The organism is Novosphingobium sp. ES2-1, assembly GCF_015169775.1.
In the GTDB taxonomy this organism is placed as follows: domain Bacteria; phylum Pseudomonadota; class Alphaproteobacteria; order Sphingomonadales; family Sphingomonadaceae; genus Novosphingobium; species Novosphingobium subterraneum.
The window spans coordinates 567,263-583,055 of the sequence record NZ_CP063446.1; the positions used below are offsets into that span (position 1 = coordinate 567,263).

The window sequence follows — 15,793 nt, forward strand, 5'->3', positions numbered from 1 at the left end:
GCGCTTTGCCGAACAAGCCTTCAACCACAAGCCCCGTCATGCTGAACTTGTTTCAGCATCCATCTCTCACCGAACACTGTCCGTGGATGTCGAGAAATGGACCCTGAAACGAGTTCAGGGTGACGAAGCAATTAGGCGAAGGTGCTTCGGCGCTACCCTTCAATAGACCGCCGCCGGGTTCTTCGGGCGCGGGCTGCCGAGCATTTCGCGGTGCGAGGGACGGTCGTGCCCCCGGTCGGTCACGCCCAGTTCCTTGGCGATTTCCGCCACGATAAGCGTCTGGCCCGAAAGCTCGTCGCGGTTCGGCGCCCGGTCGATGGCAGCAAGGACGTGGGCGGAGAATTCGGGGTTCTCGGCCATCGACAGGAAGCCTTCGTACTGCTCCGGGTTGGTCTTGGCCGCGATCAGCGCGCGCTCGGTCAGTTGCGGGCCGAGCCAGAGCGAGACGGCGATCACGCCGGTGCCGCGGAAATCGTGCTCCATGTCGTGTGCCAGCTTGTCGAGCCCGGCCTTCTGCGCGCCGTAGGCGGGGCCGTGCATGTAGCAGGTCGCGCCGAACGACGAGGTCATCGCGATCAGGCCCGACTTCTGCGGAACCATGATCTTCGCCGCGTGCCAACTGGCGACGTAGGCACTGCGCAGACCGACATCGATGATCTTCTGCGCATCCAGTTCCTTTTCCCAGAACGGCGCCTTCTCGATCAGCTGGTGGTGCATGTAGGCGGCATTGTTGACCAGCACGTCGAGGCGGCCCTGCTCGTCCATGATCTGTTCGAACACGCGGGCGACGCTGGCATCGTCGGCATGGTCGCAGACCACGGGAATGCCCTTGCCGCCGTTCTCGGTGATCTTCTGCGCGGTTTCGGATACCGTGCCGGGCAGCACGGTGCCGTCCCAGCCCTTCGCGTCACCCGGCGTAACGGTGCGCCCGGTGACGTAGACGGTGTAGCCCATCTCGCCAAAGCCGCGCGCGATGCCGGCGCCTGCACCCCGGCTGGCGCCAGTTACGAGAGCCACTTTCGGTTGTTCGGACATGGTGGATTCCTCTTGCGCGATCTTCAGCCCAAGTGGGCGAAATCGAACTGGCTGGTGGGGATAATATCGTTGCGGGTGAAGTCGATGAAGGCGTGGCAGCTGGCCATCATCGCATCGAGATTGGCCTTGAACTTTTCCGGGTTGCCCACGGCATCGAAGAATACTTCGGGCTGTTCGAGCGCTTCCAGGGGAAAGCATTCCTCGACGAATGCGCTGTAGGCCGGCGCGCCTTCGGTGAGGGGGCGGACGATCAGGTTCTGGACGTATTCGAAATTCGATTGCGTCTCGATCGCCACCCGCGTGTGGTGCGAATGCCAGTGGGCGACGGCCTCTTCGCGGGTGATGTCCGGGCGAAAGGTGATGAAGCTGGCCTGGCTCCAGCCCCAGGTGCGGTGTTTCCCCGGGGAAACATTTGCAGAACACGGATGCGCGGTGTTGGGGATGATCTCGGATTCGCAGACCAGCCATGCGGCGAACCAGGCCGAATGCGCGGCCAGCGCGGCATCTACCTCAGTCCGGAAGCGGGCGTTTGCCGAGGGCATCCAGAACTGCACGACGGCAGCCTGCTGCGGCGACTGCCACTGCTGGACCAGCGCCTCGCCGGGGGCGACCGTGGCATCGCGCAGGTTGAGCCGAACCCGGCTCGCTCCCGCAGCGACGAGCGCCTGGGGCAGGGTGCCGAGCAATGCGGCACCGAAATCCTCCCGCGATTGCTGCGGCGGGGCCCAGAGGGCAGCGATGACCTTTTCCATGGGCTGCGCCTCCTCAGTCGAAGTTGGCCTGTCCACCGTCGAGCGGGATGGTCGCCCCGGTCAGGTAGGCAAGGTCCTGCCCCGCAAGCGCCACCAGCGCGCGGCCGATATCGCCTTCCAGGCTGCCGACCCGGCCCAGCGGGATCGTGCGGAAGAAGGCCTGCGCCTCTTCGGGATTGTTCTCGATCCACCACTTGAGCCCGGGCGATTCCGCGTGCGGCGCGATGGTCAGCACGCGGATGCCTTCGCCGCCCCATTCGGCGGCAGCGGCGCGGGTGAGCGAACGGATCGCCTGCTTGACCGCGGCGTAGCAGCCGTAACCGGTCATGTCCCAGCGGATGCCCGCCGACGAGCAGAAGTTGAAGATCGTGCCGCCGCCGCGCGCGGCGAGGTGCGGGCGGGCCAGCTTCATCAGGCGGTGCGTGGCCAGCGGCCCGCTTTCGAATCCCGCGAGGAAGGCTTCGTCCGTCACGTCCTCGAGCTTGCCGAGCGGCACTTCCTGGGCATTGTTGACGAGAATGTCGAGCCCGCCGAAGGTGGCGACGGTGCGCTCGACCGTCGCGGCAAGGTCGGCGGCGGACTTCACGTCGCAAGCGACGGCAAGCGCCTGGCCGCCCCGTTCCTCGACCATCCGCGCCGTTGCCTCGACCTTGGCGAGCGTCCGCCCGGTGACGACGACAGATGCGCCAGCGCCTGCCATTGCCAGCGCCACGCCCTGTCCGATGCCCTGCCCGGCTCCGGTTATCAGGACGACTTTGCGATCAAGGTCGGTCATGCTTCTCTCCAGTGGCGTGAAGCGTCTTGCGGCCTCTCGCTGATCGGGTTGTTGCCACGGCCTCATGCAAACTGCAAACCAAAATCTGAACGCAGGTTACAGAGAAAACGTGTTGTATTGCTGCCTTTGCGTAAGAAGCGTCATTTATGGCAACGCAAAGTGTGGTCCGCTTGGGCTTGCCCAATGCTCTTGGGCGTGCCATGCTGAGGGCGTGGGAGAAGATCGCGATCGGTCCGCAAATCGTTCGCGATTCGGTTTTCGGGATCACGAATGCGCTGTCGTCACCGAGGCAGAACGGCGCGGTGATCAAAAGGAGTGATGCAGATGGCAACCTCGAAAGAGTATGGCCTGGGTGAGTTCGATTTTCCGCGCGGCTGGTTCATGATCGGAACTGCAGCCGATGCCACGCGCACTCCCGCGCCGATCCGCTACTTCGGCAAGGATCTGGTGATCTACCGGGGCGAGAGCGGCAAGCCTTACGTGGTCGATGCCTATTGCCCGCACATGGGCGCGCACCTAGCGAAGAACAGCACGTCCTACATCGTGCGCGATGGCGAGCATGTCGAGGGCGAGTCGATCCGCTGCCCGTTCCACGGCTGGCGCTTCGGCACCGATGGCGCGTGCAACCACATTCCCTATTCCGACTTCATCCCCAAGGCAGCGAAGCTCGGCACTTATCCGGTGCTCGAACGCGCCGGGATCATCTGGATGTGGCATGATCCGGAAGGGTTGGAGCCCGACGTCGAGCTGGCCAATTTCGGCGGCCATTATGGCGAGCCGGGCTGGGTCGAATGGAAGATCGACTACATGGGCGATCTTAACAGCCACGGCATCGAGATCGTCGACAACATGGCCGACTTCGGCCACTTCGTGCCGATCCACGGGGCGACCGACTGGCAGTACTTTGCCAACGAGTTCATGGGGCCGCACCTGCACCAGTACTATAGCGCCGGGCACCGCACGCTGACCGCCAACCCCGAAGACGCGCTGGTCCTGGATACCTGGTACGAGGGGCCCGGCTTCCTGCAATCGGAAATGGCCGGCACGTTCGACAGCTTCATCATGATCGCCAACACGCCGATCGAGGACGGGGTGACGCGGTCGTGGCACGCGCTGATGGTCAAGGTTCACGACGGCAGCCGCGAGACGACCGCCGAGGACCGCCAGACCGCGCTGATGTATCAGGAAGCGAGCCGCCTTGCCTTTGCGCAGGACGTGGAAATCTGGGCGAACAAGCGCGCCTGCATCAATCCGCTGGCGATCCCCAAGGATGGGCCATACGCCAAGGTGCGCCTGTGGTACCGCCAGTTCTACAACCCGCGTGACAAGGCGCCCGAGATCCAAAGCCGGGTCAACGGTCTGCACGTCACGCTCGACAAGCGGCCGGGGCAGAAGGTGGCCTGAGGACATAAGGCTCCCACGCAGGGGCCAAGGGAGAGATCATGGGAAAGCTTGCAGGCAAGGTGGCGATCGTCACCGGTGGCGCGCGGGGCATGGGCGCGGCGACGAGCCGGCTGTTCGTGGCCGAGGGCGCGAAAGTGGCGATTGCCGATGTGCTGGACGAGGCCGGTGAAGCACTGGCCGCAGAGCTTGGCGATGCGGCGCGGTTCTTCCATCTCGACGTGACCGACGAGGCCAATTGGGCCGCGGTTGTCAGCGAAGTGGAAGCAACGCTGGGACCGGTCGACGCGCTGGTCAACAATGCCGGCATCCTGATGTTCAAGAGCCTGCTCGAGACGACCAAGGCCGAATACGAAAAGGTATTGGGCGTCAATCTCGTCGGCGAGTTCCTGGGCATCAAGGCGGTGGCGCCGGGCATGATCGCGCGCGGGCGCGGTTCGATCGTCAATGTCTCTTCCGTGGACGGGATGAAGGGCGCGAACAGTCTGGTCGCCTATGCCTCGTCCAAGTGGGGCGTGCGCGGGCTGACCAAGGTGGCGGCGATGGAGCTGGGCCACAAGGGCGTTCGGGTGAACTCGGTCCACCCCGGCGGGGTGGACACGGTGATGTCCAACCATTCCGGCGCGCCGCGCGAGGAAGTGGACAAGGGCTATGGCAACGTGCCGTTGCAGCGCATCGGCGGGCCGGAAGAGGTGGCCGCAGCCAGCGCCTTCCTTGCCAGCGACGAGGCGTCCTACATCCATGGCGCAGAGATCGTGGTCGACGGCGGAATGACCACCGGCAGCTACTACATGGGCTTCCCCGGATCGCCGGGAATGTAAATCCGGGGGTCTCCTGCTTGAAGGGCTGCCCTTGCAGGCAGCCCCCGAGCGGTTCAGATCTTGCCTTCCTTCAACATCAGCACCGCATTATGCGCGGCGCGGGCCGACATCGCCATGTAGGTGAGCGACGGGTTCTGGCAGCCCGACGAGGTCATTACCGCGCCATCGGTGCAGAACAGGTTCGGCGCCTCGTGCGCCTGGTTCAGCCCGTTGAACACCGAGGTCATCGGATCGCGGCCCATGCGGGCGCTGCCCATCTCGTGGATGCCCAGACCCGGCGGTCCCGGTTCGGTCCGCTGGTAGACGACAGTGCCGCCGGCGGCTTCGATCATGGTCCGGGCATCGGCCTGGATCTGCCTGGCCATCTTCTTCTCGTTTTCGCGCAGCTGAACGTCGATGTGGAGCAGCGGAATGCCCCACTTGTCCTTGCGCGTCTGGTGCAGCGTCATCCGGTTATCGGGATGGGGCAGCATTTCGCCAAAGCCCGAGATATAGGCGACCCACGGCCCGAACTTGCGGTTCCGCTCCTTGATCTCCTGGCCGATTCCTGCGGAAGCATCGGGCTTTCCGCCCTGCCGGGTCACTGCGCCCTGATAGCCGTAGCCGCGCACGAAGCCGTCGGCGTCCTCTGTCACGTTGCGATAGCGCGGGATGTAGATGCCGGTGGGACGGCGGCCGTGATAATAGCTGTCGGCCGGATAATGCGGCATCACGCCGGCTGTCGCCAGCGCATACATGTGGTCCATGATGTTGCGGCCGACCTGATCGGACTTGTTGCACAGGCCGCGCGGATTTGCCTCGTTCGCCGAGTTCAGCAGGATCTGCGCCGATCCGATGGTCGATGCGTTGAGGAAGAAGACCTTTGCCTCATAGGTCCGCCCCTCCATGGTCTTGGCATCGATCACCCGCACGGCCGTGATCCTGCCACTGGCCGGGTCCTGCACCAGGCTGTGCACGATCGCATCGGTGACGATGGTCAGGTTGCCGGTGCGCTCTGCCGCAGGGAAGGATGAGGACAGGCTGGTGTGGTTCGCCCCGAAGCTGCAGCCGCGTTCGCAGATCGAACGGTTCTGGCAGCTGGTGCGCCCCAGTTCCTCGTGGTGTGGCTGGGCGACCGAGAGGTTGGCATTGCGCCCGATGATCACCTTGCGGCCCGAGAACTTCTCCTCGACCGACGCCTTGAACAGCTTCTCGGCATCGTTCATTTCCCATGGAGGCAGGAATTCGCCATCTGGCAGTTGCGGCAGGCCTTCCTTTGACCCTGCCACGCCGATGAACTTCTCGACATGGCTGTACCACGGCGCGAGGTCGTCATAGCGGATCGGCCAGTCGACGCCGTGACCGTCCTTGGCGTTGGCCTCGAAATCCATGGGCGAAAGACGATAGGCCTGGCGGCCCCACATGATCGAACGCCCGCCGAGGTGATAGCCGCGGATCCAGCTGAACGGGCGGTCTTCTGGCGTGGTGTAGGGATGCTCGCTGTCCTTGACCCAGAACTGCTTGGTCGCGGCATTCACGGCATAGCACTGGCGCTGCACAGGATAGTCGCGCGCCAGTTCCTCTTCGGGAATCTCGTTGTTGTTGGGCAGCTCCCACGGCATCTGGGTGTCGTTGTAGTCGCTGACGTGTTCGACCTTGCGGCCGCGCTCTATCACCAGGACCTTCAGGCCGCGTTCGGTCAATTCCTTGGCGGAAATGCCCCCGCTGATACCCGAGCCGATAACGATGGCGTCAAACATGAATTTATCTCCGCTCAGAACGGACCGAGGCCGAGGAAAGGCCGGGATTTCGGGGTAAGCTTGACCGAGGCCTGGTAGGGGCCGGGCACGTGATCATAGACCAGCTCGTGCTCGCTGCCGGTCGGGCTGTAGTAGTAGAGGCCGATGACCAGCTCCTTCAGCCGCTTGTAACCGGCATCGGTCGGTACGGTCCCCGTCTGCAGGAACCCCGCCTTGTTGGCATCGAGCGGGGCTGTCGGCTTGAGCGCGGCGGCATCGTGGGCGCGCAGCACCGTTTCGCGCTCCTTTGCGGAAAGCGCGGCAAAGCTGCGCCCCTTGGCAGCTTTGGCCGAGGCATCGATCCGGTCAAGCGCCGCGAGGATCTCGGCCCGGGTGGCCGACGCGGCCCAGTTCTTCAGCATCGCGTCAAGCCGGACGGGGACTTGCGCCGCAAGCGCGCCCGGCGTGTCGGTGACGGGCAGCATCGTGTCGGCCACGCTTGAAAGCAGCGCAAAGCGTGGGGCGGGGAGGAAGGGCGTGGTCTTGCCGGCCGGTGCCGCAAGTGCCTCGATTGGAAGTGCTGCCGCGCCGAGCAGGGCGGCGAAGCCGGCCAAGATGCCACGGCGATCGGTTTCGGGAAGATCAATCATCGGCAGTCTCCGTGTTCTGGCTTGCGTCTTGGCGCAGGGCAAAAATGGCAGGTGTGGACATCATGCCTGGCCCCAGCATGCGCGGATAAAGTGGTGCCCCTCGGTGTAGACCTCTTCCGGGCTGCTGAAGAAATCGCGCCATACGCGGGTTGCGGCGGCGAGCTCGGGCAGGCCCTTGCCGAAGGCCTCGATGGTCAGCCAGCCATCGTACCCCGTCTGCTTGAGTGCGGCGATGGCCTCGGCAATCCTGGCATGCCCGCGCCCCGGAGTGCCGCGATCGTTCTCGCTGATGTGGACATGGGCCACGTGGCCGCGCGCCAGTGCCTTGCGCAGCGCCGCCACCGGGTCCTTCTCCTCGATATGGGTATGGAACGTATCGTAAAGGATGCCGAACCCGGGTGCATCGAGACGGTCCAGATAGGCGCTCGCCTGTTCGCAGGTGTTGAGCAGGTAGCACTCGAAGCGGTTGAGGGGTTCCAGCGCCAAAGGCAGGTTTGCCGCGCGGGCGCGTTCGGCAACAGCCCGGTGCACCTCGGCGCAACGCTCAAGCTCGGCCTCGGTCGGCCCGGCCCCGCTGAACAGCCCGAGCGGCTGGAACAACGGTCCGGCCAGAACCTGCGCGCCGAGCGCTGCTGCGCAATCGATCACGCGCTCGAGATGCTGGACCGCACGGGCGCGGACTGCGGGATCGGGTGAAATCGGATTGTGCGCTTCGTCCGGAAGAATTGCCGTTGCCGTGCGTTCGAGCCCGATGCCGTCAAGGATGTCGGCCAGCCCGGCAAAGTGCGCGCTGCTCGAAACGTCGAACAGCGGGACTTCCACGCCGTCGAACCCGGTGTCCTTCAGCGCTGCGAGCAGCGGCGCATCAGCGGGCGTGACATGCCCCGTCCACAGCATCAGGTTGATGCCGACCTTCACGGATCAGGCCTTTCCGCTTTTCCGTTCGACGAGGCGCACGGCGAGGAAGATGAAGAAGAGCACCACCGGAATGATGGCAATGGTCTGGAAGCTCTTCTCTGCAGCGTAGGCAAGAACCTGCTGCAAGGCATCGCTGCCGGGCTGCAATGCGGCGAAGGCTTCTTCGCCCCCGGCCTTCTCCAGCTTGGCCCTGTCATAGATCGCGCCGAGTTCGGGGAGCACGAAGTAGATCGCCAGCGCGCCGGCAAAACCGACCAGGCCAATGCCCCATGGGCCAGAGCGCGGGTATCGCCGCGAAACTGCCGCCAGCATGGTCGGCCACATGAAGCACACGCCGAACGCCCAGACCGTTGCCGCCAGTACCGCGGTAACGGGTGAGTTCGCCACCGACAGCAGGTACAGGCCCACGGCCGCAGGCACCGTGCACATCAGCAGAAGGCCCATGTCGGAAAAACGATGTTCCAGCGCGCCGGCGAAATGGCGCATGACGAACATGATCGCAGAGACATAGACCAGCACGAGAATGCCCGGCATGCCGACGGTATTGGTCAGCGTCACATCGACCCATGCGCCAGGCGCCAGTTCGCTCGACGCGGTCAGGAACATGATGGCGAAGAATACCCAGAAGCTCGGCCGCTTGAACGGCTCGGTCATCATCTCGCCGAAGGAGACGCCTGCCACGGCGCTTTCGGTCTGCGGGAACTGGTGGCGGGCTGCCCAGATTGCCAGAGCCACGCCGGGGATGAGGCACAGGCCCACCAGCGCCTGCCACGGCAGGTCGAGCGACTTGAAGAACAGGACCGAAAGCAGACCGCCGAGGATCAGGCCTGCCGGCCACCAGGCGTGCAGCTCGTTGAGCTTGCCTGTCTTCTCGTCGGGAAAGAGCGTGGCCACCACGGGATTGATCGAGGCCTCGGTCGCTCCCCAGCCGCAGCCCCACAGCACCATGGCCAGGTTGAGCACGAGCATGATCGAGGCGGGTGGAGCGTTCCCCGCCAGCAGGACAAGGAGCGGGCCGAGGATGAAGCAGGCCGAGGCGAACAGGATCACCTTCTTTGCGCCCAACTTGTCGAGCAGCGGCGAGATGACCAGCAAGCTGATGGCAAAGCCGAGGAAAGAGTTGCCGAGCACGACGCCGATAAGCTCGCCCGAATGCTGCGGGTCGATCGGATCGAGCAGGGCCGTCTTCATTGCCCCGGCGGCGCCTGCGCGCACGGCGTTCGCCAGTGCCGCACAGAACAGGGCAAGGACGCAGATCCAGAAGATCGATTTCCTGTTCTGGGATGTGGTTGCCATGAAAGAATTCCCCGCCCGTTCCTGTAGTTGCTCTATGTCAGTTGCTTGCTTGCGCTGACCCGGTGGCGCTGGCAGCATCGCCGCCGCAGCCACTGCCGGCGCGCTTCATCGCCCACTGTACCGCACCCGTAAGGAACTGGCGGTACTGGGGATCGTCGTAAGTCTGTGCAGTGTGGCCTGCCGCAGCGTAGAACACGCGCCCTTGGCCAATGCATCGCCACCACGCCACGGGATGGTCCTTGCCCATGGCAAGTTCGGTGCCCATGAACGAACCCGGCTTGTAGCTGCCCTCGTCGATCGTGGCGAGAACGGTCAGCCCGGGGATGCCGCGCGGCGACTTGTCGAAGGAATACCATTCGTCGACATGATCGAACCTGTCAGGCAATGACGCGGTCGAAGGGTGCGCATGGGTTTCGACGTTGACGGCAGCGCTCTGGAACTGCGGTTCCATCGGATGGCCGATGAAGTTCGTGCCGATCACCGAGGTGACATACCAGTCCCACGCCTTGTGCGAATTGTCGCCCGCGCCGTGGATCCCGACATAGCCACCGCCATTTTCGAGATAGGCCTTGAACGCAGCGCGCTGTTCGGGCGTGAAGACGTCGCCGGTGACGTTGGAGAACACCACGGCATCGAAGCGGGACAGGATCTCGGGGCTGAAGGCCGCTCCGTTCTCCGTCTGGTAGAGGCCCCAGCCATTCTGCTTGGCCAGCGCGTCGAACATTTTCGCAGCAGCGGGAATCGCCTCTTCATGGCGAAAGGCATTGGTCTTCGAGAAGACCAGCACGGCGGGGCGCGGAATGTTGGCGGGAATTTGCGGCGGGACCGTCTCATAGACTTTGACACCGCCCAGAAACACGCGCTGGATCAGGTCCCAGTTGCGCCACGCCAGGATCGCCATGACTACCGCGGCCGCAAGCAACAGCAGGCCGAGCACCTTCAGCACTTTGCGCAATATCGCTCTCCCCGCGCCGTCGATCCTTTTGGACCCCAATTAGATAGCGCTGTCAATGTGGTTGGTAACCCGCATGCCCGGCCAGCGCAAGGGCATGGCAGTTCACGAGGATGGTGAGTAAAAACTTAGTTCCTTTACGCACCATGATGGGTATATGTCTACGCATTCCTGGCAAGTCGGCGAGGCATGCTTCACCTTTGCGCATCCTGTGATGCGTATGGCGTGGGCTCTGGCCCCTGATGAGCACTCGATTGACGTGAAGAAGGGACGATCATGACCAACCGACTTGCCGGCCGCCGCATCATCGTTTTCGGCAGTGCGACGGGCATCGGCGCAGCCACCGTTCGCCGCCTTGCCGAGGAGGGCGCGCAGGTATGCGCAGCAGATATCAACATCGCCGGTGCGACGAAGGTTGCCGAGGACGCCGGTGGTGCCACATTCGCCGTCCATGTCGACATCGCTGACGAAGCCTCCGTCCAGCAGGCGACGGCGGCCGCGGTGGATCGGTTCGGCGGGCTTGATGGAGCGCATATCAACGCGGCCGACCTGCGCGTGATCATGGAAGATTCCGATGCCTTGGCAATCGACCTCGCCACCTTCGATCGCACTATCGCGGTAAACCTCCGGGGCCACCTGCTGTGTACCCGCGCAGTCCTGCCTCACCTCGTTGCCAGTGGGGAGGGCGCGATTGTCTATACCAGTTCGGGCGCTGCCCACGGCGCCGAGCCAACACGTCCCTGCTATGCCATGGCCAAGGCCGGACTGAACGCATTGATGCGCCATGTCGCGGCACGCTGGGGAAAGGAAGGGGTCACGGCCAATGTCCTCGCGCCCGGTTTCACCGTCACGGGCGAGATGAAGGCGCAGATGGACGCGAATGCCGAGGAGGCCAGGAAGTGGGCGGACTACTACATGGCCCGCACCCCCCACACGCGCCTCGGTACATCCGAAGACCATGCCGGCGTCGTCGCCATGCTGCTGTCGCAGGACGGGCGCTGGATCAATGGCGGGATCTTCGATGTCAACGGCGGCTCGCTGATGCGCGCCTGAATGCCGGCGTAGGCCTTTCGGCAGCGCTCAATCGCGCAGGTGGCGCTCGATCGCTTCGTCGGTGAAGCCCACCCCGCGGCAGCAGAACCATACGGCGTCGCGGATGAGGTCCTCGGTGTTGCCGTGGTAGGGCGAGCGTTCGACGTTCGAAGCCAGCACATTTAGCACGGTGCCGACGTGTTCGGTGAACAGCGAGGTGTTGGCGACCGAGATTTCCCGGCCCACCACCTCGCCAGCGTCGCGCGCCTGGCGCAGGGCGGCAGTGAGGCGATGATTCATCAACCGGTGCGCGCGGCGATAGACCAGCGTGGCAAACCGCGCGTCGCCGATCAGGCTGGCAAGCAGCAGGCGGAAGCCTTCCTTGAAGCGCACCTGGGACGGCCCGATGACGAGGCTGAAATAGGCATGGAGATTGCGGACCAGCGCCCGCCCGTTGAGTTCCTGGAGCCCGAGGATCTCGTAGCTGGCATCCTGTTCGCGGATCACTTCGCGCAGCACGGCGCGGTAGAGCGCCTCTTTCGAGGGGAAGTGCCGGTACATCAGCGCTTCGGATACGCCCGACCGCTTGGCAATCTCCTGCGTGCGCGCCGCTTCATAGCCGTTCTGCGCGAAAATTGCGCGGGCGTTGGCGAGAATGAGCGCCTTGCGGTCTTTCGCGGGGAGGCGGGTGCGTTTGGTCACGCATCCCGACTAGGGCGAAACCACGGTCCCGCGCAAGAGAGATGCATGGAACCGGGTTGGCGGTCTCAATCGATCAGGCGATAGCAGCCCGGTTCCGGGCGGCGGGTGGCGTTGAAGAAGTCCACCAGGCGCCAGGGCCACGACAGAAAGACCCGGCCTTTCGAGTTGTTGTAGTAGGAATTGGCGCGCGGGTGGGTCCAGATCATCTGCGGCATGCGCTCGTCCACCTTGCGGTTCCAGGCATCGAATGCGTCCTGCTCCACCTCGAAGGCGCGGGCGCCGGCTTCGGTGATGCGATCGAGCGCCTCGATGATCCAGTTGACCTGCGCTTCGGAGATGAGGTTCTGGCCGGCCGCGTGATTGGGCGCGCTGTTGGGGCCAACGGTGTGGAAGTAGTTGGGATAGCCCGGGACGCACATGCCAAGGTAGCTGCGCGGGTCTTCCGCACCCCATTCCTCGCCCAGTTCACGCCCGCCTTCGCCCCTGATCACAAGGTTGCCGACCATCTGCGCGACGTTGAAACCGGTGGCGCAGATGATCACGTCGCACTCGAACACCGAGCCGTCTTTCGCCTCGATGCCATTTGGCAGGATGCGGGCGATGCCCTGCGTTTCCAGGTGGACGTTGGGGCGGGCGAGCGCATCGAACCAGCCATTGTCGAGGATAATGCGCTTGGAGAAGATCGGGAAATCGGGGGTGAGCTTCTCGATCAGGTCGGGCCGGTCGGCAAAGCGCTGCTGCATGTAGCCGAGCGCGTACTGGCGCGTCATCTCGTTGCCTTCGGAGACGGCCAGCATGTTGCCTTCCCACGCCGGGTCCTTGAGCACGTTCGAGAACAGGCCGTCGGCCGCGGCCCAGTAGACGCGGAAGCGGAACCATTCCTTGAAGGTTGGGATGTTGGCCAGCGCCCACTTCATCCCCTCGCTCACCTCGTGGGCGATTTCCGGATTGTAGAGCACCCAGTGCTTGGTGCGCTGATAGACGGTGAGTTCGGCCACCTCGGGCGCGATCGCGCCGCAGAGCTGGGCCGAGCTGGCGCCGGTGCCGATCACGGCGACGCGCTTGCCCTTCAGGTCGAGATCGGCGGGATAGGCTGCAGTGTGGACGACGGGGCCCTTGAAGCCGGACAGGCCCGGGATGTCCGGCATCTTCGGGCGGTTGACCGGACCGTGGCCGTTGATCACCGCGTTGACGACAAGGTCTTCTGTCTGGCCATCGGCACGGCGGACAGTGACGGTCCAGGTGCAGGACTTCTCGTCCCAGACCAGCTTTTCGACCGTGGTGTCGAAGCGGATGTCGCGGCGCAGGTCGTACTTGTCGGCAACGCCCGTCATGTAGCGCTGCATGTCGGCGCCGTGGGGGTGGTAGTGCTGCCAATCGGGCCAGATTTCCCAGCTGAAGCTGTAGAAGTGGCTGGGCGTATCGACGCCGACGCCGGGGTAGCGGTTCTCGTACCAGGTGCCGCCCACTTCGGGGTTCTTCTCGATCACGACGAATTCATAGCCCGCCTCGCGCAGCTTGGTGGCGGCGGCCATGCCGGTCATGCCCGCGCCGATGACGAGCACCTTGAAGCCGGCCTCGGGGGCAGGACGATCGGGCAGCTTGCTGCGGTCTATCCAGGGACGGAAGCCGCACTGGTCGTTCACCAGGTCGACGAACTCGGTGTCCACCGGTTCGCCGACGGTCACCGACATGATGCGCTGGACGAGCGCGTCCGAGGGTTCGCTGCTGGCGAGGCCTTCGCCGGTGGTGAGCAGGTGCCGCAGCTTGAGACGCAGCGCGTCGGCCAGCTCGTCGGGAATTTCCGTCGGAGGATAGGAGAACGCGGGCCGGATATGGGGCGCGAACTGTTCGAGCAGATCGGTATCGTGCGAGAGATGGACATAGGCCGCAAGCAGGGTCGGCACGTTCGCTTCATCGAGCGCGCGGGCAAGGTCCGGGCCATTGGCCAGTGGTGTATAGTTGGTGCGCTCAGCCAGAATCGCGTTCATCTCGCCTCTCCGTTTTGATAAGTGGGCACTTACATCATAAATCAGGATTGGCAAAGAGGTCTGTGCAAGCGGTTGACTGCCAGCTTGATTTAATCGAACCTACGAGGACGATTATAACCTGTGAGGCAGCCTGACGTGGCGATTTCCACCAAGAAGACGATCTTCCTGACCGGTGCGACCGGCAACATGGGCAGCGCGACCCTTGCCGAACTGGCGGGCAGGGCAGACCGCTTCCGGGTCCGCGCATTGGTGCGGCCGGAGGAGCAGGGCCACCCGGTGGTGAAGCGGTTCGCAAAGCATCCGGCGGTGGAGTGGCTCAGCGGCGATCTGACCAGCGCGCAGGACATGCGCCGCGGTATCGACGGCGTGAATCAGGTGCTGCACATCGGCGGCATGGTCTCGCCCTTTGCCGACCAGTTCCCCGAACTGACCATGAAGGTGAATGTCGGCGGGGCGCGAAACATCGTCGAGGCGATCAAGGCGGCAGGGCAGGCAGAGACTACGGCCCTCGTCTATATCGGCACGGTGGCGCAGACGGGGCACCGCAATGCGCCGGTCCACTGGGGCCGCACGGGCGATCCGATCAAGATCAGCCGGTTCGACCAGTACGCAGTGAGCAAGACCCAGGCTGAAGCCATCGTCGCGCAGAGCGGGCTGAAGCGCTGGGTCTCGCTGCGCCAGACCGGCATTGCGCATCCGGGCATCTGGAAGATCTTCGACCCGATCATTTTCCACAACCCGTTCAACGGCGTGTTCGAATGGGTGACGGTGGGCGATTCGGCCCGGCTTGCGGCGAATGCCTGCGAGGATGCCGTGCCCGAGACGTTCTGGAAGCGCTTCTACAACATCGGCGGCGGGGATAAGCTGCGGGTCACCAATCACGAGTTCGCCCGCATCACCGCACGGGCGCTGGGGCAGAAGGATGCCTTCGCCAGCTTTCGCCCGCACTGGTCGGCGACGCGCAACTTCCATGGCCAGTGGTATGCGGATTCGGATCGGCTCGAGGAGATGGTGCCGTTCCGCTCCGAGACGCTGGAGGACTGGGCACAGGCGATGGTCGCCAGCATGCCGGTGCCGGTGCGGCTTGTCGCCCGATGGTTTCCGGGCGCGGGGCGCAGCCGGATGGAGAAGCTGGCAAAGGGCCCGGGGGGCACTCTCAACTGGATCGCGAATGACGACCGCGAGCACATCGATGCCTATTTCGGATCGCGCGAGGCGTGGGAGCGGCTGCCGCGCACCTGGGCCGACTTCGAGTTTCGCCAGCCCTCGCGCGAGGTCTCGCTGCTCGACCACGGTTATGACACCGATAAGCACGAGCAGGACTGGACCGGCGACGATCTCAGGTCTGCCGCCGCGTTCCGGGGCGGCAAGCATGTTGGCGCGATGGGCGGTGCCGACGAGCCGACGCAGTTCCGCTGCGCCATGGGCCATGACTTCACGATGACGCCCCGGCTCTACCTCAAGGGCGGCCACTGGTGTCCGACCTGCATGGTCGATCAGGACAGCTACGATGCGAACAGGGCCGCCAATCCGTTCTTCGCGCAAGTCTGGCCCGACATGGATTGAGCCCCGGGGACTCAGGCGAGCGACTGTAGCGGGTGCGCGGTAAGGCGCTTTCGCCCTTTGGTTATTGCGTTGCGAAAATGGCGCATTCTTACGCAAATACCCCGCTGCAGGCCAATTACGACCGAATAAGATCGCTATTGAGCGAATCTGATTTGACGCACCCGGCATGGTTTGTTAGTTAAGA

The 15,793-nt window shown here is 64.2% G+C and carries 14 protein-coding genes; 4 read left to right on the forward strand and 10 right to left on the reverse strand.

Translation table 11 applies throughout. The annotated features are described in order from the left end of the window. Positions 1 to 159: 159 nt before the first annotated feature. Genes IM701_RS17880 through IM701_RS17890 form a run of 3 tightly spaced genes read right to left on the reverse strand, consistent with a single transcriptional unit; the run spans position 160 to position 2,562 of the window. Positions 160 to 1,035, reverse strand: a complete 876-nt coding sequence (locus tag IM701_RS17880) for an SDR family NAD(P)-dependent oxidoreductase (RefSeq protein WP_062343349.1) — start codon at positions 1,033 to 1,035, stop codon at positions 160 to 162. A 23-nt stretch (positions 1,036 to 1,058) separates the two neighbouring features. Continuing rightward, positions 1,059 to 1,787 (reverse strand): EthD domain-containing protein, encoded by a 729-nt coding sequence (locus IM701_RS17885; RefSeq protein ID WP_193828633.1) that lies wholly within the window; start codon positions 1,785 to 1,787, stop codon positions 1,059 to 1,061. A 13-nt stretch (positions 1,788 to 1,800) separates the two neighbouring features. Continuing rightward, a complete protein-coding gene (locus tag IM701_RS17890; protein WP_039334478.1) occupies positions 1,801 to 2,562 on the reverse strand; it encodes an SDR family NAD(P)-dependent oxidoreductase in 762 nt (253 codons plus the stop codon). A gap of 324 nt (positions 2,563 to 2,886) precedes the next feature. Between IM701_RS17890 and IM701_RS17895 the strand changes: the two genes are divergently transcribed. Together IM701_RS17895 and IM701_RS17900 are read left to right on the forward strand one after the other, a co-directional pair. Beyond that, on the forward strand, positions 2,887 to 3,966 hold the full coding sequence (locus IM701_RS17895) for a Rieske 2Fe-2S domain-containing protein (protein ID WP_193828634.1): 1,080 nt from the start codon (positions 2,887 to 2,889) through the stop codon (positions 3,964 to 3,966). A gap of 38 nt (positions 3,967 to 4,004) precedes the next feature. Further along, a complete protein-coding gene (locus IM701_RS17900) occupies positions 4,005 to 4,784 on the forward strand; it encodes an SDR family NAD(P)-dependent oxidoreductase (RefSeq protein ID WP_193828635.1) in 780 nt (259 codons plus the stop codon). 53 nt (positions 4,785 to 4,837) lie between these two features. Here the strand turns inward: IM701_RS17900 and IM701_RS17905 are convergent, their stop codons facing one another. The 5 genes from IM701_RS17905 to IM701_RS17925 are packed head-to-tail and all read right to left on the reverse strand — an operon-like array spanning position 4,838 to position 10,312. Then, positions 4,838 to 6,523 (reverse strand): GMC oxidoreductase, encoded by a 1,686-nt coding sequence (locus IM701_RS17905; RefSeq protein ID WP_039334481.1) that lies wholly within the window; start codon positions 6,521 to 6,523, stop codon positions 4,838 to 4,840. 14 nt (positions 6,524 to 6,537) lie between these two features. Further along, complete coding sequence (locus IM701_RS17910) at positions 6,538 to 7,152, reverse strand: gluconate 2-dehydrogenase subunit 3 family protein (protein WP_193828636.1); 615 nt, start codon at positions 7,150 to 7,152, stop codon at positions 6,538 to 6,540. Positions 7,153 to 7,212: 60 nt separating this feature from the next. Further along, a complete protein-coding gene (locus IM701_RS17915; protein ID WP_193828637.1) occupies positions 7,213 to 8,070 on the reverse strand; it encodes a sugar phosphate isomerase/epimerase in 858 nt (285 codons plus the stop codon). Positions 8,071 to 8,073: 3 nt separating this feature from the next. Next, positions 8,074 to 9,444, reverse strand: coding sequence for a sugar MFS transporter (locus tag IM701_RS17920; RefSeq protein WP_193828873.1), 1,371 nt, complete (start codon positions 9,442 to 9,444; stop codon positions 8,074 to 8,076). After that, complete coding sequence (locus IM701_RS17925; RefSeq protein ID WP_230487936.1) at positions 9,404 to 10,312, reverse strand: ThuA domain-containing protein; 909 nt, start codon at positions 10,310 to 10,312, stop codon at positions 9,404 to 9,406. Before IM701_RS17925 ends, IM701_RS17920 begins: the two co-directional genes overlap by 41 nt. Before the next feature lie 282 nt (positions 10,313 to 10,594). Here IM701_RS17925 and IM701_RS17930 point away from each other — a divergent pair, with 282 nt between their 5' ends. Beyond that, a complete protein-coding gene (locus IM701_RS17930; protein WP_062343341.1) occupies positions 10,595 to 11,371 on the forward strand; it encodes an SDR family NAD(P)-dependent oxidoreductase in 777 nt (258 codons plus the stop codon). A 27-nt stretch (positions 11,372 to 11,398) separates the two neighbouring features. Here IM701_RS17930 and IM701_RS17935 read toward each other — a convergent pair whose 3' ends face one another. After that, entirely contained in the window at positions 11,399 to 12,052 is a 654-nt protein-coding gene (locus IM701_RS17935) for a TetR/AcrR family transcriptional regulator (RefSeq protein WP_193828639.1), read from the reverse strand. A 65-nt stretch (positions 12,053 to 12,117) separates the two neighbouring features. Continuing rightward, the gene (locus IM701_RS17940) at positions 12,118 to 14,043 is read right to left on the reverse strand and encodes an NAD(P)/FAD-dependent oxidoreductase (protein ID WP_193828640.1); all 1,926 of its coding nucleotides are present in this window, start codon (positions 14,041 to 14,043) and stop codon (positions 12,118 to 12,120) included. Positions 14,044 to 14,178: 135 nt separating this feature from the next. Between IM701_RS17940 and IM701_RS17945 the strand changes: the two genes are divergently transcribed. After that, on the forward strand, positions 14,179 to 15,609 hold the full coding sequence (locus tag IM701_RS17945) for an NAD(P)-dependent oxidoreductase (protein WP_230487905.1): 1,431 nt from the start codon (positions 14,179 to 14,181) through the stop codon (positions 15,607 to 15,609). Positions 15,610 to 15,793 lie beyond the last annotated feature (184 nt).